Origin of the sequence: Hymenobacter norwichensis DSM 15439 (assembly GCF_000420705.1) — a bacterium.
GTDB classification, from domain to species: domain Bacteria; phylum Bacteroidota; class Bacteroidia; order Cytophagales; family Hymenobacteraceae; genus Hymenobacter; species Hymenobacter norwichensis.
Window position 1 is genome coordinate 38057 of sequence record NZ_ATVL01000001.1, and the last position, 21789, is coordinate 59845.

Consider the following 21789-nt stretch of genomic DNA (forward strand, 5'->3'; position numbering starts at 1 on the left):
GGATGTTCGACCGGCTGATCTATTTTTCCATTCACAACAAGCTCATCATCGGGCTGCTGACCCTGGCCTTGATTGCCTGGGGCAGCTACTCGCTCAGTCGGCTACCCATTGACGCGGTACCCGACATCACCACCAACCAGGTCGTCGTGTACACGGTGGCCCCCTCGCTGGCCGCCAGCGACATCGAGCGCCTCGTCTCCTTTCCCGTCGAGCAAAGCGTGGCCACCATTCCCGGCCGCGAGGAAGTGCGCTCGTTCTCGCGCTTCGGCCTCTCGGTGGTGACCATCGTCTTCGAGGACAAAATTGACATTTACTGGGCCCGCCAGCAAGTAGGCGAACGCCTACGGGAAGCCGAAAGCCAGATTCCCGCCAGTATTGGCCGGCCGGAAATGGCTCCGGTCAGCACCGGCTTAGGCGAAGTGTATCAGTACCTCGTGCGGGCCAAGCCCGGCTACGAGAAGAAGTATGATGCTCGCGAGCTGCGCACCATTCAGGACTGGATCGTGCGGCGTCAGCTACTCGGCACGCCCGGCGTAGCCGACGTGGCCAGCTTCGGTGGCCAGCTCAAGCAGTACGAAATCCGGCTGGACCCCACCCGCTTACGCTCGCTTGGTATCACCATTGACCAGGTCTACCAGGCCGTCTCGCGCAATAACCAGAATGCGGGCGGCGCTTACCTCGACCAGAAGCCCACCGCCTACTTTATCCGCACCGAAGGCCTAGCCGAGAATGCCGCCGACCTGGGCAACATCGTCGTGCGCAGCACCCAAAGTGGTATGCCCGTGCTGGTACGTGACGTGGCCGACGTGCGCCTGGGCTCGGCCGTGCGCTACGGGGCCATGACCCGCAACGCGGAGGGCGAAGTCACCGGTGGTCTGGTGCTCATGCTCAAGGGCGCTAATGCCAACGAAGTCATTCAAGCCGTGAAGGAGCGCATGGCCACCGTGCGCAAGTCCTTGCCCGAAGGCGTCACTATCGACGTGTACCTGGACCGCTCCGACCTGGTTGGTCGGGCCATTAGCACGGTCACCAAAAACCTGGTCGAAGGAGCGCTGATTGTGATTTTCGTGTTGGTGCTGTTTCTCGGCAATTGGCGGGCCGGGCTGGTCGTAGCCTCGGTCATCCCGTTGGCCATGCTCTTTGCTATCAGCATGATGCGTCTGTTCGGTGTGTCGGGCAACCTGCTCTCACTCGGGGCGATTGACTTCGGGCTCGTCGTGGATGGGGCCGTCATCATCGTCGAGGCCATCGTGCACCGCCTACACGGCGGGCAGTTGCGTGTACCTGGGGGCCACCTCAACACAGCGCAGATGAACGAGGAAACCTATCACGCGGCCAGCAAGATCCGCTCCTCGGCCGCCTTTGGTGAAATCATCATCCTCATCGTGTACCTGCCCCTGCTGGCCCTAGCCGGCATTGAAGGCAAGATGTTCCGGCCCATGGCCGAAACCGTGGCTTTTGCCATCATCGGCGCCTTTATTCTGAGTTTGACCTACGTACCCATGATGTCGGCGCTGGCCTTGAGCCGCGACACCGAAACCAAGCGCACGTTCTCGGACCGGATGATGAGCTGGCTGGAAGCCCGCTACCGGCCGGTGCTGGAATGGGCGCTGCGCCGTAAAACGGTGGTGTTGGTGGCGGCCGTGGCCTTATTGGGGGGCGCACTGCTGCTGTTTCGGACCTTGGGCGGGGAGTTCATTCCGCAACTGGCCGAGGGGGACTTCGCTATCGAGATGCGTACGCTTACGGGCTCGTCGCTGAGCTACACGGTCGACAAAAGCCAGGAAGCAGCCGCCATCCTCACCAAACAGTTTCCGGAAGTCAAGGAGGTGGTGGCCAAAATCGGGGCCGCGGAAATTCCTACCGACCCCATGCCGGTGGAAGCGGCCGACGTAATGGTGATTCTGGAAAAAGACCAGAGCAAATGGACCTCGGCCCGCACGCAGGAGGAGTTGGCCGAGAAGATGGCCGAAGCATTGGAAGTGATTCCCGGCGTCACCTTTGGCTTCCAGCAGCCCATTCAAATGCGCTTCAATGAGCTCATTTCCGGCGCCAAGCAGGACGTGGTGCTTAAAATCTATGGCGAAGACCTGGAGCAGCTGGCTGACTATGCGCAGCGGGCGGCCCGCCTGGTGCGACAGGTGGAAGGCGCCGAGGACGTGTACGTGGAACAGGTGACCGGCCTGCCCCAAATCGTGGTCAAGCTGGATCGTAACCGCTTGGCCCGGTTCGGGCTCAACGCCGACGACGTGAACCGCACCGTACAGACCGCTTTTGCCGGGCAGAGTGCCGGGCAGCTTTTCGAGCAGGAGCGCCGCTTCGACGTGGTGTTACGCCTAGCGCCCGAGCTGCGGCAGAACATCAATCAGGTGCGCCAATTGCTGGTCGCTACGCCGGCCGGTGAGCAGATTCCCTTGGAGCAAGTCGCCACCGTGGACTTGCAGGAAGGCCCCAACCAGATTCAGCGTGATGACGCCAAGCGACGCATTTCGGTGGCCTTCAACGTGCGGGGCCGGGACGTGGAAAGCATCGTGCAGGAGTTGCAAGGCAAGATGGACCAGCAGTTGAAGCTGGCTCCCGGCTACTACACCACCTACGGCGGGCAGTTCGAGAACCTGCGCCAGGCCACCGAGCGTCTGAGCATTGCCGTGCCGGTGGCGCTGCTGCTCATCTTCGTGCTCCTGTTCTTCACCTTTAAGTCGCTGAAGCAATCGATCATGATTTTCACGGCCATTCCGCTTTCGGCCATCGGCGGGGTGCTGGCCCTATGGCTGCGCGGCATGCCGTTTAGCATCTCGGCGGGAGTGGGTTTCATTGCTCTGTTCGGGGTGGCCGTACTCAACGGCATCGTGCTGATTGGCTACTTCAACCAGCTCAAGGAGGAAGGCCACACCGACCTCTACCAACGCATTTTGGAAGGCACGCAGGTGCGGTTACGGCCGGTGCTGATGACGGCCACCGTCGCCTCGTTGGGCTTTTTGCCGATGGCGCTGAGTACCTCGGCCGGAGCGGAAGTGCAGCGGCCCCTGGCCACGGTCGTCATTGGCGGGCTGGTCACGGCCACCCTACTTACGCTGCTCGTGCTGCCGGTGCTTTACGCCCTGTCGGAGCGCGCTGCTACCGCCAAGGGTGAAGATCAGCCCCAACGGACGGCAACCCTGCCGGTTGCCAGTGGGCTGCTCCTGCTACTTGGGGGGCTACTCCTTGCCACCCCGGTCCGGGCGCAGGGCTCCCTGACGGCGACGCAGGCCGTGGGGCAGGCGCTACAAGCCAATGGTACCGTGCAGGCGGCCCGCAGTGCGTTGGAAGCACAGCAGGCCTTACGGCGGACCGCGCGCGATGTAGGTCGCACCACCATCCTGGGGACCTATGGGCAAGTGAATTCCCCTCTGTCCGACAACGTGTTCAGCATTGGGCAAACGCTGGCCTTACCGGGCTACTACAAAGCGCAGGCGGGACTGAGTCAGGCGCAGATTCAGGGTCGCGAGCAGCAACTCGCCCAGGTACAAGCGGAGTTGCGTCGGCAGGTGCGGCTAAGCTATGAGCAGGCCGTGCATGCCCGGCACCGGCTGCGCATGTTGCGGGGCCAGGACAGCATTTACGCCGAGTTTTTGCGCTCGGCGCAGCTGCGCTTCAAAACGGGGGAAGTCGCCCGGCTCGAACCCGCCAACGCCCTGTTGGCGCAGGGCGAAACGCAAACCCTGCTAACTGAGGCCCGAACGGATTATGCCATCGCCCAACGGCAACTGCAAGCCTTGCTGCAAGCCCCGCAACTGGTGGCCATTGCCGACAGCACCTTGCGCCTCTTGCCTTACCCAACTGCCTCCTCGGATACCACGGTGCTGGCTTCCACGCCCCAGGCCCGGGTGCTACAACAGCAAGTAGTGGAGCGACAGGCGCAAACGCGGGTGGAGCAGGCGGCCGGCTTGCCACAGGTGACGGTGGGCTACACCAATCAGTCCCTCCGGGGCACGTACGAAGTGGATGGGCAGGCCACTACCTACGGGACCGGTGACCGGTTCCAGAGCGTGCAGGCCGGCGTGGCCATCCCCCTGCTGCGCGGCCCGCAGAAGGCCCGCGTACAGGCGGCTCGGTTGCAGGAGCAGGCAGCTGCCACTACCTACCAGCGCTACCGGGCGGAAGTAGCCGCCCAACTCGATGAGCTCCGTTTGCGCCTGCAAGAGCAGCAGCGGCGGGTACAGTTCTACGAGCAGACCGGCTTGCCGCAGGCCGAGGTCATTGTCCGGCTTAGCCAGCGCGCTTACAAGGCGGGTGAAACCACCTACTCCGAGCTTCTGCTCAACCTGGAACGCGCCCTACGGGTGCGCACCACTTATCTCGACGCCGTGCTGGCGCACAACCAGACCACCATCGAGTTGGAGTACCTGCTAGGTACCCCGGCGCAGTAACCCTCTCTTTTCGACGTATTTACCATGTATAAGATTGTATCATTCGTGCTGCTGCTGGGCCTGAGCGTGCCCTTTGGCTGCACTTCCGATAAACCAGAAACGGCCGCAGCAGATGCCGAAGGCCGGGAAACCGCCACTCAGGAAGGCGAAGAAGCAGAAGAGGCAACCGACCTGGTTACCCTCTCGCCAGCGCAGCAGCAGGTGGCGGGCATCCAGACCGGTCAGCTGACGAACCGGCCGATGGGCGCGGGCCTGGCCGTCACCGGCACGCTGGACGTGCCGCCGGAAAGCGCCGTCTCCATCACGGCCCCGCTGGGAGGCTTCGTGGACAACACCGAACTGCTGCAAGGTACGCGGGTGCGCAAAGGCGAAGTGCTAGCCACCATCCGCAATCCCGAGTTCGTGACCCTGCAGCAGGAGTACCTGGAAACCCGCGCCCGCCTCGAATACGCCCGAACCGAGCTGGCCCGGCAGAAAGAGCTGTACGAGCAGGAGGTAGCCCCCCAAAAGAACTATCAGCGGGCCCAAGCCGATTACAATGCGTTGCGCGTGCAAACCAACGCGTTGGCGGCCCGGCTGCGCTTGGCGAACCTGCCGGTAGGGGGCAAGCTTGTTACGACGGCCAGCATTCGGGCTCCCCGAGCGGGTTTTGTGCGAACCGTGAACGTAACGGTCGGCCAGGCAGTGACGCCTACGGATGCCCTGTTTGAAATCGTGGACCCCGAGCACTTGCACGTCGAGTTGACCGTCTTCGAGCGCGACGTGGCGCGGGTGCAGAAAAACCAGCTGATTCGCTTCACCCTGGCCAGCGACTCGACCGGCTCCCGCCGCGAGCGGACGGCCCGCGTGTATCTGATTGGGCGGGCTATTGGGCAAGACCGCACGGTACGCGTACACGGCCATTTAGATCAGGAAAACGATCCGGCCCTGTTGCCGGGCCTCTACGTGCGGGCCCTGATTGAAACCGGCCGCACGGAGGTGCCCGCCCTGCCCGATGCGGCGCTGGTGCGCTTCGAGGGTAAGAGCTACGTCTACGCCGTGGAAGCGCCCGGCCGCTACCGCATGGTGCCCGTAACCCTAGGCCGCAGCGAAGACAACTTCACCGAAGTCACGCTGCCCGAAACGGTGCCCGCTACAACCACCTTCGTAACAGGGGCTGCTTACTCGTTGCTGGCCAAGATGAAAAACGCCGAGGAAGAAGAATAGCCGCTTACAGGAAGTTCCTGATTTCCTCAGTTAACAAAAGACCCTCAATGGCTTACCTACAGACCCTAGGTGTATTTGTGTTGGCCGGCCTCTGTGAAATCGGGGGCGGCTATTTGGTGTGGCAGTGGCTGAAGGCGGATCGCCCGGGCTGGATGGGGCTAGCAGGAGCAATCCTGCTCGTGCTCTACGGCTGGGTGGCCACTTGGCAGCCCACTTCCTTCGGCAAAACCTACGCCGTCTACGGGGGCATTTTCGTGGTCATGTCCATTGCCTGGGCCTGGTACTTCGATGGCTTCTGGCCGGATCGGTTTGATGTACTGGGCGGCGCTATCGTGCTGCTTGGACTGGGGGTCGTGCTGTTCTGGCCCCGCGCCTAATTTCTCTAGTCGCTCTCCTTACACCCCTGCGCTTGGCCGTTTACTGGCTCAACCGGGCCTCTGCGCAACCGCTACACTACTCTCATTATGGCTCATCCCCAAGAAGATACGCTTATTGCCAAGCAGATCACGCCCACCGCTATGCGCCTGCTGGTACTGGAAGTGCTGCAACAGCAGCCGGCGGCATTGAGTCTGGCTGACGTGGAGCAACTGCTCGGCCACGCCGACCGCATCACGGTGCACCGCACGCTGAAAACTTTCACCGATAAGGGGCTGGTGCATCGCATTGAGGACGGCAGCGGGGCGGTAAAGTTCGCCTTATGCGAGCCGGGTTGCACGCCGGAGCAGCACCAGGACCTGCACGTACACTTCTTCTGCACCCGGTGCCGCGAAACCAGCTGCCTGCCTACCGTGGCCGTACCGACCATTCCCCTGCCGGGCGCGTTTCAGGTGCAGGAAACCAGTTTAGTGATGAAGGGCCTCTGTGAACGCTGCGCTATCACCTCCTGAAACAATGCAATACCATTGCATCGCCCTACGAGGGAAGTTTGCTTTCTCGTACGAGCGGTGTGTTACCCATCCCTGCCTGCCCATGGTTGAATTGCTTACCGGTGCCCTTGTGCTGAGTTTACTTCACGCGCTCATTCCCAACCACTGGGCGCCCGTACTCGCTATTGCCCGGGCCGAACGGTGGCCGTTGCGGCGAGCGGTGGGGGTTACGCTGGTCGCCGGCATGGCCCACGTGCTAAGCACGGTAGCCCTGGGCCTGGCGCTGGGGTGGCTGGGCTGGCGCCTATCGGCCCGCTTCGAGCAAGTGGCTGGCTGGGCCGCGCCGCTGCTCCTCATTATGGCGGGGCTGCTGTACGCCTTTTCCGGACCCGGTCATGCCCACCCGGACCCCCGACCGATAAGCCGCCGAGGGCCGCGTCGGCGGGTGGTACTCGGCCTGGCCGCTACCATGTTCCTGGCTCCATGTCTAGAAATTCAGACCTTCTTTCTGGCCGCCGGCACCCACGGCCCCGCCGCCTTGGCCCTGCTAATGACTGTATACCTGCTGGTTACAGTTACGGCTATGTGTGCGCTGGTGGCGCTGGCCCATCGCAGCTTACGCCGACTGAATCTGGATGGGCTGGCCGCCCATGAACGCCAGCTGACCGGCGCCGTGCTCGTACTGGTGGGAATGGCTGGCTTTTTCCTGGACTGGTAGCCGCCTGCTACCATTATTCTCTCTTTTCCCTTTGACTTCACTTCTTTGCCTTATGCCTGATCCTTCATCCCCGAACACCAACGAAGAGTTGAACACCGCCAAGCAGGTGCAGCTAGAAAACGTGGGCGCCCTCAGCCGGGAGCAGCTTACGCCCGAAGCCGCGACCGAGCCGCAGGGCCACGACGTGGCTGGGCATGACCATGCTCCAGCAGCGGATACCACCCCGGATGCGCACGCTGGCCATACGCACGCCGAGGGAGAGGACGACGACCACGACCACGGACCGGCGGGGGCCAACCCCTATTTCTGGCCGGGCGTGAGCTTGGCGCTGCTGCTGGGCGGTATTGCACTGGATTACTTCGACGTCGCTTTCTTCACCGGTCCGATCCGTCTGGTTTGGTACGGCCTCGCCTTTCTGCTGGTCGGCTGGAAAGTGATTCGCTCGGCCGTTCAAAGCATTCCTTCAGGCAACATCTTCAATGAGTTCCTGCTCATGAGTTTGGCCACCATTGGGGCCTTTGCTATCGGCGAGTACCCTGAGGGCGTGGCCGTGATGCTGTTTTACACGGTGGGCGAGCTGTTCCAGGATGCGGCCGTGAATCGGGCCAAGCGCAGCATTCGGGCCTTGCTCGAAATTCAAGCCACAGAGGTCACGGTGGTGCGGGATGGGCAAAGCCTGGTGCTCGACCCCAAGCAGGTACAGATCGGGGACGTGATGGAGGTCCGGCCCGGCGAGAAAGTAGCCCTGGACGGGACACTGCAAGCCGCCGCCGCTTCGTTTAACACGGCCGCTCTTACGGGCGAATCGGCTCCGCAAACCAAACAGCCGGGCGAGGCTGTGCTAGCCGGCATGATCAACTTGGAAACCCTGGCCCGCGTCACGGTCACCGCAGCCTTCGCCGATACCAAGCTCTCCAAGATTCTGGCTATGGTGCAGGACGCGGTGGGACGCAAGGCCAAGACCCAGCAGTTCATCACGCGCTTCGCCAAGATTTACACGCCCATCGTGGTGGGTCTGGCGGTACTGCTGGTGCTGGTGCCCTACTTTATGGTAGACGACTACGTATTCCGCACCTGGCTCTACCGGGCTCTGGTCTTTCTGGTGATTTCCTGCCCCTGCGCGCTGGTTATCAGCATTCCGCTGGGCTACTTCGGGGGCATCGGTGCAGCTTCCAAGGCAGGCATCCTGTTCAAAGGCTCCAATTTCCTGGATGTGCTGCGCGAAATCAACACGGTGGTGATGGATAAGACCGGCACGCTCACCCAAGGGGTGTTTGCCGTGCAACAGGTGCAGCCGGCGCCCGGCACTGACCCAGCGCAGTTGCTGCAACTGGTGGGAGCATTGGAAACCAAGTCCACGCACCCCATTGCCAAAGCGGTGGTAACGCATGTTGGAGCGGCCGTAACAGGCGTGCTCGTGGAAGGGGTGGAAGAAATTGCCGGCCACGGCCTGCGCGGCCGGGTAGCGGGCAAAGATGTACTGGCTGGTAATACCAAGCTGCTCACCAAGTTTAACGTGGCCTATCCGGCCGTCGTGGATCAGGTAGCAGACAGCATTGTAGTGGCCGCTATTGATGGCCAGTATGCGGGCTACCTTACGGTAGCGGATGCTCCCAAGGAAGACGCGGCTCGGGCCGTGCAAGAGCTGAAAGCGGATGGCATTACCAAGCTCGTGATGCTCTCGGGCGACAAGGACAGCATTACGCAACGAGTGGCGAAAGAGCTCGGCATCGATGAGGCCCACGGCGGGCTGCTACCCGAAGACAAGGCCCGCTACGTGCAGCAGTACCTCAGTGAAGGGCGCAAACTAGCGTTTGTGGGCGATGGGGTAAATGATGCCCCAGTGGTAGCGCTGGCCGACGTGGGCATTGCCATGGGCGGGCTGGGCTCAGACGCCACCATTGAAACGGCCGACGTCGTCATCCAAACCGACCACCCGAGCAAGATTGCCACCGCCCGCCGTATTGCCCGGGCCACGCATACCGTAGTGTGGCAGAACATCTGGCTGGCCTTCGGGGTGAAAGCCATTGTGTTGGCCTTGGGGGCTGGCGGGCTGGCCACGATGTGGGAAGCGGTGTTTGCCGATGTTGGGGTAGCTCTGCTGGCCATTCTGAACGCGGTACGCATCCAGCGGATGAAGTTTTAAAGGGTTGGGAGGGCTGGTTGGCTCGCTGGTGCTTCCGCTTCTTTTCTCCCGCTGCTAGGCAGTGGTTCCACCACAGCTGGAGCCACTGCCGGCCGTGCAGCCGTAGCAGTGTTGGTTGATGACCACTGCCCGCTGGGCGAGTGCGGCGGCATCGAAGTCACGGATATGCTGCACGGGACTAGCCACGTTGAGCTCCAGCATCTGGTTGAAGTCGCAGTCGTAGAGCAAGCCGTCCCAACTCACGGAAATCGTGTTGCGGCACATCACGCCGGCCGCCGCCACGGGGTTGAACGCGTTGACCAGCTTTTCCATGTAGCCCGCGTAGTTGCCCGACTCCAGCAGGAAGTCCAGGTAGCGGCTCACGGGAATGTTGGTGATGGCAAACAACTCATTGAACACAATACCGAAGTCCTTGTGCAGGGCCCGTTTGAATTGGTCCTGCAAGCCTTTCTGCGCGCCGGGCAGAAACGCGCCGTTGGGATTATACACCAAGTTCAACGTCAGCCCCGAGCCTGGCTGCCCGTAGCCCACCGCGTTCAGCATCTTCAGCGCCTTAATGGAATCGTCGAACACACCGTCACCGCGCTGACGATCGGTGGTTTTGGCATTGTAGAAGGGCAAGGAGCTAACCACCTCCACGTTGTGCGCCCGGAAAAACTCGGGCAGGTCGTGGTACTTCTTGTTGGCCACGATGATGGTCAGGTTGCAGCGCACGATGATGTGGCGGCCCAGCGCGTGCAGCTGCGCCACAAACCAGCGGAAATCCGGGTTCATCTCCGGGGCGCCGCCCGTTAAATCCACCGTCGCAATATCAGTTCCCGCCAGCGCGTCGAGGCAGAGCTGCATCGTTTCGCGGGTCATGATTTCCTTCCGGTCGGGCCCGGCATCTACGTGGCAGTGCTTGCAGACCTGGTTGCACATCTTGCCCACGTTGATTTGCAGCACCGTGGCGGCCATGGGGCGCAAAGGAAACAGCCCGGCGGCGCGCATTTTCTCGTGAAACGGCGGCAGATGGGCTCCCTCCGCTTGTTCGGTGCGCAGCACCGTTAGCTGAAAGGCGGCGTCCGCTAGGTGGTGGCCCGTGGCCTTGAGTGATTTCATCAGAGGAGGTAGTGATAGCAGCCAGCGCGTGAACCAGACGTACGGCAATGCGTACCGGCACGGATTAGCTTGGGTGGTTATTCATAGAAGTGACGGAGGCGCCGGATGGTTGTCTGCACAATCCAGTCCCCCAGCCGAGGCAGGTAGGTGTGCACCAGCACAATGAGCTTGCCCAAAGCCGAGATGACGGTGCGCGACCGGCGCCGGCGGATGTGGCCAAGGATCAGATGCGCCACTTCGGTTTGGCTTTTCTGCCAGCGCGGGGGACGGTGCGCGATGGGCACGGGCTCTCCCGTGGCGCTGAGCACCCGCTTTTCGGGGTCGTTTTGGGTGAAGCCGATGTGCACCACCCCGAAGTGAATGCCGGTGTGGGCCAGCTCCATGCGCAGGGTGTGCGCCAGGTTGGCCACGGCCGCTTTGCCCGCGCAGTAGGCCGAACCGCTGGGCATGCCGTTCAGGGCCGAGATGGAGGAAATGAAGGTCACGCTGCCCCGGGTCTGGGTTAGGTGCGGCAGCGCGGCTTTCAGTGGGTACACCGTCCCGTAGACGTTGCTGTCAAGTACCTGGCGGAACACTTCCGGCTGCATGTCGGCAAAATAGGCCCGCTGCGAGATGCTGGCGTTGGTGACCAGAATATCCAGTTGCCCAAAGACTTGGATAGCCGTGGCTACCAGCTGCTCACAAGCGGCGTAGTTGGTCACATCGGCCACGCAGCTGGCCACGGCAAAGCCAGCCGCCTCCAAGTCCCGCCGGGTTTGCTCCAGGCGCTCGGGCTGGCGGCCGTTGAGCACGACGGCCGCTCCTTGCTGGCACAGCGCCCGGGCCGTTTCCCGGCCAATGCCCGATTCGGAGCCCGTTACCAGCGCGACTTTACCAGCAAACGGCCCGTTACCCGGCAGCAGGGGCTGCCGCATCGTCGGTGAAGCAGCAGGCTCCGTCTGGGGCCCGACGAGGGAGGGCTGCGGGGGGGCGTCAAACATAGTGATGGTCTTTAAACCAGTGGAACGCTTCGGTGATGGCCTGTTCAAGCTCGGTTTGGGGCAAACCCAGTTCCGTGCGCGCTTTTTGCACGCTGAAGTAGTGCCCATCACCAGCCACGGCCATCATGGCGGAATTAAGCTGTGCGGGGCGGCCCGTCAGCCGCGCCTGCCCATCGCAAGCGGCACCGTACAGGCGGGCCAGCGGTGCCGGTATGGGCCAGGCGGGCGGGCGCACGCCCATCCGCCTGGCCATTAGCCCGAAGGCTTCCCGGTAGCTTAAGTTCTGGTTGCCGAGAATGTAGGACTCCCCCATGCGGCCTTGGGTTAGCGCGTTGACCGTGGCCACGGCCACATCGCGGACGTGCACGTAGTTTTTGCCCCCCGTCGGATAGCCCGGCAGCTTCTGTTGGTAGAGTTCCAGCAACAGGGCGTTGGAAGTGGGCTTGGCATCGCCGGGTCCCAGCATAAAGGTGGGATGCACCAGCACGGCCGGCAGCTGCCACTCGGTTACGGCCTGCAGCACCCGGTTGGTGGCCGCCCGCTTGCTGTCCATGTAGTCCAGCCCGTAGCGCTGCCCGGCATAGGGCCGGTTTTCGTCGCCGGGGTGCTGGCGGCTGCCGAAGCCAAAAACGTTGGCCGTGCCCACGTACACGAAGCGGTTAACTTCCGCCTGCCGGGCCAGGTGCAGCACGGCCTCTGTACCACCCAGGTTCGCGGCCCACACGGCCGGGTTACGCGCCGGGTTCACTTCCGCCCGGGCCGCGGCGTGCACGATGGCCCCACAGCCCTCAGCCAGCCCCACCAGCGAAGCCGGCTGGCATAAATCACCCGTACGCACCTCGACGCCCAGTGAGGCCAGGGGCGGGAGGGCAGAAGTAACTGCCGCCCGACCGGGCCGCACCAGTGCCCGCACGGCATAGCCTCGGTGCAGCAGTTCCTGCACGAGGTGGCGGCCCAGAAAGCCGCCGGCACCAGTCACCAGGACGGGCTTTTCCATCAGCGGTAGTTGAGCAAGGCCTTGTAAGTGCGGGCAATGCGCGGAGGCGGTACCTTGAGAAAAAACAGCGAAAAGGCCGTCAGATTGGCCAGCTGCACGCGCAGCCAGGAGTTGGTTTCGTACTTGCGGGCCGACACGACCACGTCCTGCGGGACAATCAGAAAACGGGCCCGCTGTCGGATGCGGCGGATGATATCAAAATCCTCCATGATGCAGTAGTGCTCATCAAAGCCCCCGAGCTCGTCGAACAAGTCGCGGGTGATAAACAGCGTTTGGTCGCCCCCGCGGCTCATGATGCCCTCGAAGCGGGTGCCGTAGCTGTTCAGGCGCAGCAGCGGGTGCGATGAGTCGAAGCGGAAGCGGTAGCAGCCGGCCGGGTAACCATCGTGCACGGCCTGCCGGACGGTGGTGGCGTAACCGGGGTGAATGCCCACGTCGGCGTGCACGAAGTAGAGAATGTCGCCCGTAGCGTGGCGGGCGCCGTGGTTCATCTGGCCCGCCCGCCCAGGCTTCGGCGACTGCAGTACCGTGGCCCCCGCGCGGCGGGCGGCCTCGGCGGTGCCGTCCTTGCTGCCGGCGTCGACCACGAGGATTTCCAGGGCGTGGCCCGGATGGTGATGGCGCAACTCCTGCACCAAGCGGCCGATGTTATCGGCTTCGTTGTAGGTTGGAATGATAACGCTCAGCAGCATCGGGTGAGGGGGTAGACGAGAGAATAGTCGAGTTACAAATAAGGAATTTAAAAAGCTTCCCCGATGGTGATGTACAACCCACTGGATTGCCGGCCAAGGCCGTAATCGAGCCGCAGGTTCAGCTGGTCGCGGCGGTTCACCGTGAAGCGTAAGCCCGCTCCGTACGCCGCTTTGGGCGCGTTCAGGCGCAGCACCCGCTGCTCGTCGCCCAGCGCGCCCACCCCGCCAAACACCACCGCCCCCAGCCGCCGGTACACCGGTAGACGCAGCTCGGTTTGCAGCACGGCCGCGTTTTGGTCGCGGTAGCGGCCTTCGTAATAGCCGCGCAGGCGCTTGGTGCCGCCCAGCAGGGAGAGGGCATTAAAGGGCGCAATACCCGCCGTGTAGCTAACAAAGTAATTCACGGCCAGCACCGTGCGTGGGGCCAAGCGGTGATAGGAAGACACATCGGCCGAGAGGCGACTGAAGCGCGTCGTGCCTGCGGACGCGGCCGCGCGGTTGCGGTGCCAGTACGCGACGTCGGCAACCACGCCCCGGGTGGGAAAGAACACCTGGTTGCGGGCGTCAAAAAACAAACCCAGCCCGCCGCCCGTCAGCCGGCTGCCGCGGCCACCCGGCACGGCACCGCTGCTGAGCAGGCCATTGGGCGCGGTGCTGGTCACGTCGTAGTCTTCGAGCTGGTAACGCACGCCGGCGTAGAGCTTGCCGTGTCGCCAGTCCGGGACAATGCGCCGGAAAGCATTGAGGCGGATGCGCGGAAAGTTGACCTGGTAGAGTTCCTTGGGTACGCCTCGTTCTCCCACGCCGAAGAAGTAGTAGCTATAGCGGTAGTAGCCGGCCTCGCCGTAAGCATAGTAGCGGTTATGATCGTAGAACACCTGAAAGGGCAGGTACACGAGCAACTGCCGGTTCTGAGTGTAGGCCACGCCGAAGGTGAGCTGCGAGGGCCGGGCGGTGCTGTCACCCGCGTCGCGGCGAAAGCGCACCGTGGCCGTCGCCGCTGCCCCGAACGCCAGCCGGGTTTCGGGCGTGTAGTAGACCAACGGCAGCGGAAACACCGCCACGCGCTTCGGCAGCACGGTGTCGGGCGGGGACGACCAGCAGGAAAGGCCGAGCAGTGAGGGAATCAGGAGCATACGGCAGGCAAGGTATGTATACCGTACGCACTAGTTGGGGGCGGAAGATTTACCGGGCGTCAATCTTCTTGGCAGCGGCTTGCCGTATATGCCAGCTCAACCGTACCTTTCCCTATGCGCAGAATCTTCCTGGCCGTGTTGCTATTGAGTGCCGTAAGCACGGGAGTGGTGGCCTTTATCGCTCCCAAACCGGGCCCTCTGCGAACCGGGACGGCGGCCCCCGTTGATCACGCTGCCTACGACCGGCTGCTGAAAAAGTACGTCACCGAGAAAGGACTCGTCAATTACAAAGCGTGGAAAACGGACCCGCAGGAGCTGAACCAGTACCTGGACCAGCTGAGCAAGAATCCGCCGGCGGCTAATTGGAGCAAGTCCGAGCAAATGGCGTACTGGATCAACGCCTACAATGCTTACACCATTCGCCTGATTCTCAACCACTACCCAGTCAAGAGCATCAAGGACATCGGCTCCAAAATCAAAATTCCGTTCGTGACCACGCCGTGGGCGGCGGAGTTTTTCAGCATCGGTGGCAAGAAGATGAGCCTGGACGACATCGAGCACGGCACTCTGCGAAAGAAGTACGACGACCCGCGGATTCACTTTGCCTTGGTGTGCGCCTCTATTTCCTGTCCCCGCCTGCGCAACGAAGCCTACACAGCCGACAAACTGGACCGCCAGCTCGACGAGCAGGGCCGCGACTTCCTCAATAATCCGGGCAAAAACAAAGTGAGCCAGCAAAGCGCCCAGCTCTCCAAATACTTTGACTGGTACAAAGGCGACTGGAGTAAGAACGGGCAGTCGGTGGCTAAATGGGTCAACAGGTACTCGGCCACCAAGATGAATCCGGACGCGAAGGTGAGCTACCTCGACTACAACTGGAACCTGAACCAGCAATAAACCGCCCGCTGCCGCGGCCCCACGTTCTTCACTTGCCATGACGATAAGGCCGCGGTGACTACTCTGTTCCCATCACCCGATGCCCGGCGGGCTTGCTGCCTGCCGGGCATTTTGCTACCTAGTATGCGTGCCTTCTGGTTGATCGTCCCCGCATTGCTTGGGAGCAGCTGCCTGCTGCTTGCGCCGGCGTGGGCGCAACGCCCGGCCCCGGTCGAGGTACGTCACTATACTATTGAGGTAGCCGGCCTGCGCGTGGGCTCCATGACGGCTACCCGTCACTCCCTGAATGCTGCCGAGGTGCGCTACACCCTGGTCAGTGACGTGCAGGTCAACTTCCTGGTGTATCACCTGAAGGTGTATTACAAAGTCATCAACCAGGTCCACAGCGGCCAGTTACTGCTTTCCACGGTGGAAGCGCACACCAACCAGGGCGACTTTGCCTCCCGTACGGAGTGGAAGGGGGACCATTACGACATCGTGGCCGACCAGTACAAGCACCACTATCGGGGCACCCTGCGCCAACCCATCCGGTATACGGTAACCGATATGTTCTTTGGGGCACCCGTCGGGCAAGCGCACGCCTACGGCGAATATTTTGGCGACTACTTCACGCTTGGCTCCACATCGGCCAGCACCTACCAAGCCCACCGCGCCGGGCGGGAAGACGAATACCACTATGCCGATGGGCAGCTAACTACCATTATCAAGAAGAACCCACTGAAAAACTTTATCATCCGGCGGCAGCCATAGTTGGGCATTATGCCCGCCAAAAGCCCCGTATCGGCGGGTTAAAGCGGTAAGGACGCTGGCAAAAGCACCCACGACAAGCAAAAAAATCTTCATGTCGTAAACATGCGTCATATTATGCCGTATATTTACGACATGATTCCTGTTGCATCACCACCTGCTATGTCGTACAGCCCAGCTACACCCGTTCATCCCCTATTGCCCATCATCCTGGAACGGGTACTGCGCACGGAATGCTTGGTGCTGGAAGGGCTGCGGCTACAGACCCAGGGCAGTTACAATGGCTTGCCCGGCGGCGGTGGGGAGCAGCGGTTGAAAGCGGCCGAACAACGCGCCTACCAGCGGGCTGAAACCCTGCTCGCTAACTTGTTGGCGGCTACCGGAGTACCGACTGCTACTTCTGACACTCTTTCTTCCCCTGATGACCTACGCTAAAACCGCCGCCTTCACCCAGGAGCAACAGCAATTAGCCCGCGTGGCCAAGGCCCTGGCGCACCCGGCGCGGGTGGCCATCATTCAACTGCTGGCGTCCAAGCAAACCTGCATCTCCGGCGACATTGCGGCCGAACTACCACTCTCGCGCACGACGGTCTTCCAGCATCTGCAGGAGTTGAAAGCCCTGGACTTGATTCGTGGTGAAATCGAAGGGCTCACGGTCTGCTACTGCCTCAATACCGAGTTGCTCCAACAGGTTTACCAGCAGTTCACCGCCTTTTTCATCGAAGCCACGAGCGGGGCCGTCTGCGGCCCGGATGATGCCTGCGCCTGCTAATCTTATTCTCGCTTTACCCCTCACTTTTTCCGAAGCAACGTCATGAAGATTTCTGAAATCAAGCAGGCCCTGACCGAAGTGGAAGCCATCACCTTTCGCTTGCCCACGGGCGAGCACCTGCCGGCTCATTTCCACGTCACGGAGGTAGGGTTGGTAAGCAAGCACTTCATCGATTGTGGGGGCGTGGAGCGCCGGGAAACGGTGGCTAACTTCCAGCTCTGGGAAGCGGGCGACTACGATCACCGCCTGGCGCCCCAGAAATTCCTGCACATCCTTAACCTCTCCGAGAAGATTCTCGGCAGCGAGGACCTGGACATTGAAGTGGAATACCAGCAGGCGACTATCGGCAAGTTCGGCTTGACCCGTGAAGGCAATGACTTCGTGTTGACGGCCAAGCAGACGGCCTGCCTGGCGCAAGACGCGTGTGGCATCCCGGACAAAGAGTTTGCTTTACCCCAGCTGCAAATAGCAGGCTGCACCCCAGGTGGCGGGTGCTGCTAAACCCTGTGTACAACGGCGCCCCCTCTGTGGGAGCGCCGTTTTGCTTGCTGCCTCTCTAACTCTTCTCTCTCGTCCTGATGACCATTGCCTTTTTCTCCGACGTGCACGGTAACCTGCCGGCCCTGGAAGCGGTGCTAACTGATATGGAGCAGCGCCAGCCAGACATGATTTTCTGCTTGGGTGACTTGGTGGGCTATGCCCCCTGGCCCAACGAAGTAGTGAACGAAGTGCGACGTCGGGGTATCCCCACGTTGGCCGGCAACTACGACCAGGGCATTGGCCTGGCCAGTGAGAACTGTGGCTGCGCCTACAAGACGGACGGGGAGAAAGACTTGGGTGCCCAAAGCATTGCCTACACCAATCACATCATGGGAGCCGATGAGCGGCGTTACCTGCGCTACTTACCGAAGCACATGCGCCTGGAGTTTCAGGAGGAGCCCTGCACGCTAAGCTTGCTGATGGTGCACGGCTCACCTCGTAAAATCAACGAGTACCTGTTTGAGGACCGGCCTGAAGCCAGCTTTCTACGGGTGTTGCAGGACGCCAGCGCCGACATTCTGCTCTTTGGCCACACACACAAGCCCTACCACCGCACGTTCGCCTACGAGCACGAAGGCGAAACCCGCTACCGCCACGCGCTCAACATCGGCTCGGTGGGCAAGCCCAAGGATGGCGACCCGCGGGCGGCCTATCAATTGCTGCACTTGGATGAACATACCACGCTGACGGACCCCACCAGCGTACGTTCCGAACTGGTGCGGGTGGCATACGACGTGGAGAAAGCCGCGCGGGCAGTGGAAGCTTCGCCACTGCCTAATGAGTATGCCGACATGCTGCGCAACGCTTACTGAGTACCGTTGACTCTTCCCACGCTGTCATGAAATACCTGCCCTTCCTTGTATTGGTGCTGGCCGGTGCGGCCCTAACGACGCAGTCGGCCGTCAACAACCAGCTACGGGGGAGCCTGCACAGCGTGCTGTGGGCCGTGCTGGCCTCTTACCTGGTGGGCACACTGGCCGCCGCGATGGTGCTGGGTTATAGCCAGACCCCGCCGCCGAGCCTGGCTGCAATGAGCGAGGTGAAATGGTATCAGTGGACAGGTGGGGCGCTGGGGATGGTGTACATCGCCGCCATTGTCTTCTCGCTGCAACGGGTCGGCGCGGCCTCCCTCTTCGCCTTGGTCGTCACCGGGCAACTGCTCACCGCGCTGCTTTTCGACCAACTGGGGCTCTTTGGTCTTACGCGCCATCCGCTCTCCCTAAGCCGGCTGGCCGGGGCTGTGCTATTGGTGGCCGGGGCCTATCTACTCAACCGCAACTAACTTTTTATCTTTTCACCTTTCACTGTTCCGCGCTCATGCCGCTGCAACCTCTAACCGCTGCGCACTGGCCCCACGTGCGTGCTATTTACGAGCAAGGCATTGCCACGGGCAACGCCACCTTCACCACCACGGCCCCGAGTTGGGAAGCGTGGGATGGGAGCCACCTCGCGCACAGTCGGTTGGTGGCAGTAGAAGCTACTGGTGGCCACGACGAGCAGGTGCTGGGCTGGGCGGCTCTCTCTCCCGTATCGAGTCGTTGTGTGTACGGGGGCGTGGCTGAAGTGAGCGTGTACGTGGCTGGCGCAGCCCGTGGACGCGGCGTGGGGCGGCAGTTGCTGGCCGCGCTCGTAGCCGAGTCAGAAGCCAACGGTATCTGGACGTTGCAAGCGGGCATCTTCCCCGAAAACACCACCAGTATCCGTATTCACGTGGGCGCAGGATTTCGGGAGGTCGGTCGGCGCGAGCGGATTGGCCAGTTGCACGGCGTGTGGCGGGATACTCTTCTGCTGGAGCATCGCAGTGCCGTGGTAGGCGTTTCGCCCGCATCGGCTTCTGTTCACCTTCCTGCCCCCACTTCGCTAGATGGCAACAACTAACGCATCCGCCCCGCTCACAGTGCCAGCTCCCGCTGCGCTGGCCGAGAAGAAACTATCGGGCCTGGACCGGGGCCTGACACTCTGGATCTTCCTGGCCATGGCGCTGGGCGTAGCCCTGGGCTACTTCCTGCCGGGCATCAACGACGCGGTGAACTACTTCTCCGTGGGCACCGTGAACGTGCTGCTGGCCGTGGGCCTGATTTTGATGATGTACCCGCCGCTAGCGAAGGTGAAGTACGAGCAGCTGCCCACGGTCTTTCAGAACACGCGCATCATTGGCCTCTCGCTCTTCTTAAACTGGATTCTGGGGCCGCTGCTCATGTTCTTTTTGGCCATCTGGCTCTTGCCTGACAAGCCGGAGTACATGATGGGCCTGATCCTCATTGGTATCGCCCGCTGCATTGCCATGGTGCTGGTCTGGAACGACTTGGCCGATGGCAGTCGTGAGTACGCAGCCGGGCTGGTAGCGCTCAATTCCATCTTTCAGGTGCTGTTTTACTCGGTGCTGGCCTGGCTCTTTATCACGGTGCTGCCGCCCTATTTCGGGCTAAAGGGCTACGCCGTCAACATTGGCATCGGGGACATTGCCCAGAGCGTGCTTATCTACCTGGGCATTCCCTTTGCGGCGGGCTTTCTTTCCCGCACGTTGCTCCGCCGCCTCAAGGGGAACGAGTGGTACGATACGGTTTTCATTCCCGCTATCAGTCCCATCACCCTGATTGCTTTGCTGCTCACGATCGTCGTCATGTTCAGTCTGAAGGGCGAAACCATCGTGCAAGTGCCGCTGGACGTGCTGCGCATTGCCCTGCCGCTGGCCATTTATTTCGCCGTGATGTTCGTGCTCAGCTTTGCCGCCGGCAAATGGCTGGGGGCCGACTACGCCGAGAATGCCAGCATTGCCTTCACGGCGACGGGCAACAATTTCGAGCTGGCTATTGCCGTAGCCATCGGCGTATTCGGGCTGAACTCGGGGCAGGCCTTTGCGGGCGTTATTGGCCCGCTGATCGAAGTGCCCGCCCTCATCGCCCTCGTGAATCTTGCGTTCTGGTTTCGCCGCCGTTGGTACGGTGGCAAGTCAGTGGCTTCAGTTGCCTAACTCTTCCGGACCGGCTGCTTCGGGCAATGCGAACTAGGTAAACTTACCAGGAAGTTTTCATGTGGCGGGAGGTGGTGAGGTTAAAGTAAGGTGAGGGCAACTAGCAGCAGCCGCAGGCACCTTCGCCCTGCTCCTGGATGGGCGGGCATGGCACAGACCCATAGGAGCAGTACACACAGCAGTCACCAGCCAACGGCTTGAGGACGGTATGGCAACTGGTGCAGTCGTAGAAATACTGGCACGCGTCGGTAGGCATCTGTTCTGCTTGCGCGTGGTTACACACTGGGCACGTCAATACAGAGGTGAGCAGAGGGGATTTAGGTTCGAGCGTGCGCATAAGGCAGCGGGAAGTTAGTTTGTGGCCAGCACCCGATAACCGGTGCCATTAATAGCTTGCGCGACCTGAGCAGCGGCGCTTTGAGATGCGTCAAACCGGACCTGCGCCGTACCTTGTGCATAGGAGACGCTTACCGTCTGCACCCCCGGCAACTGCTGCACCGCGTGCTCGACATGTTTGGCGCAGGCGTCGCAGGTCATCCCCCCAATGCGGTAATTGGCGGTTTGCCAGACCGGCACCGCTGTACTCGTGGCCACTGGCGCGGGCGCGGCTGGTGCCGGGTACAACTTCGCCCCGTAGTAAGGAAAGGCCAGCAGTAGCACTGCCAGCATTGTGACCACACCCAGAAACCCTTTGGATTGCAGAAGCGATGGTTTTGCGGCTACCGCGCAACCACAGGCATCGGCGCTTGGCGCGGGTTTGAGCTGTTGATACCACGCAAAGCCAAGCGCGCCCACGGTCAGCGCCACCGAATAGGGCCGCAGGGGTTCGAGCCAGGCGAAAGCCGACGCCACGCCGCCCAGGCCTGCCAGGACGGCCAGCAGCGGCGTAATGCAACACAGTGACGCGGCCAGGGCCGCTACTAGGCCAGCCCCAAGCAGGGATTTGTTGGAAGCAGACGAAGGATTCATAGAGTTGATTGAAGGGAGGGGGTAGCCGTTAAACCCATCAGCAGCGGTTGTAGAACAGGCAAATGCGGTTGACTGAGCGCATAAAACACCGTCTGCCCGACCTTGTGGGCGTGCAGCACGCCCCCATCTTTGAGCTTACGCAGGTGCTGCGAAACGGCAGAAACGGTCATTTGCAGCACGTCGGCGATGTCGCACACACAGAGCTGCTGTTCCTGAGCCAGCAGAAACAAGATTTTTAGCCGCACTTCATTGCCCGCCAAAGCCAGCAGCGAAGCCAAGGACTGAAGGGCAGGTTCGACCTGGACCAAACGCCTCTGACACTGCTCGATATGAGTTGTGTCGGCATACACCCGGATGCAATCAGTTGCTTTTTTAGACATGGTTGGATAAAGGTACTACTTGCGCATTTAAGCAAGTGCTAAAATAAGTTTCAAGGGGAGGCTAACGCGATAGAATGATAAACCATTCGTGGCTGTGTTGCTTTACCGACCGACCAACGAAAAACGCCCAGCAAAGCCGGGCGTTAAACCGAAAAGACAAAAGAGCGCCTTATTTGACTGCGCAACAAGCGGGTGCGCCCACCGTGCAAGCCGCTGTACCAGCTTGTGCGCAATTTTCAATCATAGGGCACGCAGAAGT

23 protein-coding genes are annotated in these 21789 nt (G+C 61.5%); 15 read left to right on the top strand and 8 right to left on the bottom strand.

Going from position 1 to position 21789, the window contains the following annotated elements:
• Nucleotides 1-2: 2 nt before the first annotated feature.
• The 6 genes from G536_RS0100190 to G536_RS0100215 all read left to right on the top strand — a co-directional run bounded on the left by G536_RS0100190 (nucleotide 3) and on the right by G536_RS0100215 (nucleotide 9345).
• Nucleotides 3-4409 (top strand): CusA/CzcA family heavy metal efflux RND transporter, encoded by a 4407-nt coding sequence (locus G536_RS0100190; protein ID WP_022821570.1) that lies wholly within the window; start codon nucleotides 3-5, stop codon nucleotides 4407-4409.
• Nucleotides 4410-4433: 24 nt separating this feature from the next.
• Nucleotides 4434-5615: an efflux RND transporter periplasmic adaptor subunit gene (locus G536_RS25485; RefSeq protein WP_022821571.1), complete on the top strand. Its 1182-nt coding sequence runs from the start codon at nucleotides 4434-4436 to the stop codon at nucleotides 5613-5615.
• 47 nt (nucleotides 5616-5662) lie between these two features.
• On the top strand, nucleotides 5663-5992 hold the full coding sequence (locus G536_RS0100200; protein ID WP_022821572.1) for a YnfA family protein: 330 nt from the start codon (nucleotides 5663-5665) through the stop codon (nucleotides 5990-5992).
• Between the two features lie 87 nt (nucleotides 5993-6079).
• Nucleotides 6080-6502 (top strand): Fur family transcriptional regulator, encoded by a 423-nt coding sequence (locus G536_RS0100205; RefSeq protein ID WP_022821573.1) that lies wholly within the window; start codon nucleotides 6080-6082, stop codon nucleotides 6500-6502.
• Between the two features lie 82 nt (nucleotides 6503-6584).
• On the top strand, nucleotides 6585-7199 hold the full coding sequence (locus G536_RS0100210; RefSeq protein WP_022821574.1) for a hypothetical protein: 615 nt from the start codon (nucleotides 6585-6587) through the stop codon (nucleotides 7197-7199).
• Between the two features lie 52 nt (nucleotides 7200-7251).
• On the top strand, nucleotides 7252-9345 hold the full coding sequence (locus tag G536_RS0100215; RefSeq protein ID WP_022821575.1) for a heavy metal translocating P-type ATPase: 2094 nt from the start codon (nucleotides 7252-7254) through the stop codon (nucleotides 9343-9345).
• A 54-nt stretch (nucleotides 9346-9399) separates the two neighbouring features.
• Here the strand turns inward: G536_RS0100215 and arsS are convergent, their stop codons facing one another.
• From arsS to G536_RS0100240, 5 genes are all read right to left on the bottom strand, one after another.
• A complete protein-coding gene (gene arsS / locus G536_RS0100220) occupies nucleotides 9400-10446 on the bottom strand; it encodes an arsenosugar biosynthesis radical SAM (seleno)protein ArsS (protein ID WP_022821576.1) in 1047 nt (348 codons plus the stop codon).
• A 77-nt stretch (nucleotides 10447-10523) separates the two neighbouring features.
• The gene (locus G536_RS0100225) at nucleotides 10524-11426 is read right to left on the bottom strand and encodes an SDR family oxidoreductase (RefSeq protein WP_033369425.1); all 903 of its coding nucleotides are present in this window, start codon (nucleotides 11424-11426) and stop codon (nucleotides 10524-10526) included.
• Nucleotides 11419-12423, bottom strand: a complete 1005-nt coding sequence (locus G536_RS0100230) for an NAD-dependent epimerase/dehydratase family protein (RefSeq protein ID WP_022821578.1) — start codon at nucleotides 12421-12423, stop codon at nucleotides 11419-11421. Before G536_RS0100230 ends, G536_RS0100225 begins: the two co-directional genes overlap by 8 nt.
• A complete protein-coding gene (locus G536_RS0100235; RefSeq protein WP_022821579.1) occupies nucleotides 12423-13115 on the bottom strand; it encodes a TIGR04283 family arsenosugar biosynthesis glycosyltransferase in 693 nt (230 codons plus the stop codon). Before G536_RS0100235 ends, G536_RS0100230 begins: the two co-directional genes overlap by 1 nt.
• Before the next feature lie 47 nt (nucleotides 13116-13162).
• Nucleotides 13163-14251, bottom strand: coding sequence for a BamA/TamA family outer membrane protein (locus G536_RS0100240; protein WP_022821580.1), 1089 nt, complete (start codon nucleotides 14249-14251; stop codon nucleotides 13163-13165).
• 114 nt (nucleotides 14252-14365) lie between these two features.
• Here G536_RS0100240 and G536_RS0100245 point away from each other — a divergent pair, with 114 nt between their 5' ends.
• The 9 genes from G536_RS0100245 (at nucleotide 14366) to arsB (ending at nucleotide 20181) form a co-directional block, all read left to right on the top strand.
• Nucleotides 14366-15148: a DUF547 domain-containing protein gene (locus G536_RS0100245; RefSeq protein WP_022821581.1), complete on the top strand. Its 783-nt coding sequence runs from the start codon at nucleotides 14366-14368 to the stop codon at nucleotides 15146-15148.
• Nucleotides 15149-15271: 123 nt separating this feature from the next.
• Complete coding sequence (locus tag G536_RS25490; protein ID WP_022821582.1) at nucleotides 15272-15898, top strand: DUF6134 family protein; 627 nt, start codon at nucleotides 15272-15274, stop codon at nucleotides 15896-15898.
• A gap of 114 nt (nucleotides 15899-16012) precedes the next feature.
• Nucleotides 16013-16330 carry a hypothetical protein gene (locus G536_RS0100255; protein WP_169515016.1) on the top strand — a complete coding sequence of 106 codons (318 nt, stop codon included), beginning with the start codon at nucleotides 16013-16015 and terminating at the stop codon, nucleotides 16328-16330.
• Nucleotides 16317-16667: an ArsR/SmtB family transcription factor gene (locus tag G536_RS25495; RefSeq protein WP_022821584.1), complete on the top strand. Its 351-nt coding sequence runs from the start codon at nucleotides 16317-16319 to the stop codon at nucleotides 16665-16667. Before G536_RS0100255 ends, G536_RS25495 begins: the two co-directional genes overlap by 14 nt.
• A gap of 42 nt (nucleotides 16668-16709) precedes the next feature.
• Nucleotides 16710-17168: a DUF6428 family protein gene (locus G536_RS0100265; protein ID WP_022821585.1), complete on the top strand. Its 459-nt coding sequence runs from the start codon at nucleotides 16710-16712 to the stop codon at nucleotides 17166-17168.
• A gap of 77 nt (nucleotides 17169-17245) precedes the next feature.
• Nucleotides 17246-18019 carry a metallophosphoesterase family protein gene (locus G536_RS0100270; protein WP_022821586.1) on the top strand — a complete coding sequence of 258 codons (774 nt, stop codon included), beginning with the start codon at nucleotides 17246-17248 and terminating at the stop codon, nucleotides 18017-18019.
• A 26-nt stretch (nucleotides 18020-18045) separates the two neighbouring features.
• Nucleotides 18046-18489 carry a DMT family transporter gene (locus G536_RS0100275; RefSeq protein ID WP_022821587.1) on the top strand — a complete coding sequence of 148 codons (444 nt, stop codon included), beginning with the start codon at nucleotides 18046-18048 and terminating at the stop codon, nucleotides 18487-18489.
• Nucleotides 18490-18524: 35 nt separating this feature from the next.
• Complete coding sequence (locus G536_RS25500) at nucleotides 18525-19085, top strand: GNAT family N-acetyltransferase (RefSeq protein WP_022821588.1); 561 nt, start codon at nucleotides 18525-18527, stop codon at nucleotides 19083-19085.
• Complete coding sequence (gene arsB, locus G536_RS0100285; protein WP_051166804.1) at nucleotides 19072-20181, top strand: ACR3 family arsenite efflux transporter; 1110 nt, start codon at nucleotides 19072-19074, stop codon at nucleotides 20179-20181. Before G536_RS25500 ends, arsB begins: the two co-directional genes overlap by 14 nt.
• Before the next feature lie 100 nt (nucleotides 20182-20281).
• Here the strand turns inward: arsB and G536_RS32645 are convergent, their stop codons facing one another.
• Genes G536_RS32645 through G536_RS0100295 form a run of 3 tightly spaced genes read right to left on the bottom strand, consistent with a single transcriptional unit; the run spans nucleotide 20282 to nucleotide 21530 of the window.
• A complete protein-coding gene (locus tag G536_RS32645; protein WP_071837639.1) occupies nucleotides 20282-20518 on the bottom strand; it encodes a GDCCVxC domain-containing (seleno)protein in 237 nt (78 codons plus the stop codon).
• 14 nt (nucleotides 20519-20532) lie between these two features.
• Nucleotides 20533-21150, bottom strand: a complete 618-nt coding sequence (gene merTP, locus G536_RS0100290) for a mercuric transport protein MerTP (RefSeq protein WP_022821590.1) — start codon at nucleotides 21148-21150, stop codon at nucleotides 20533-20535.
• A complete protein-coding gene (locus G536_RS0100295; protein ID WP_022821591.1) occupies nucleotides 21147-21530 on the bottom strand; it encodes an ArsR/SmtB family transcription factor in 384 nt (127 codons plus the stop codon). Before G536_RS0100295 ends, merTP begins: the two co-directional genes overlap by 4 nt.
• Nucleotides 21531-21789: the final 259 nt, after the last annotated feature.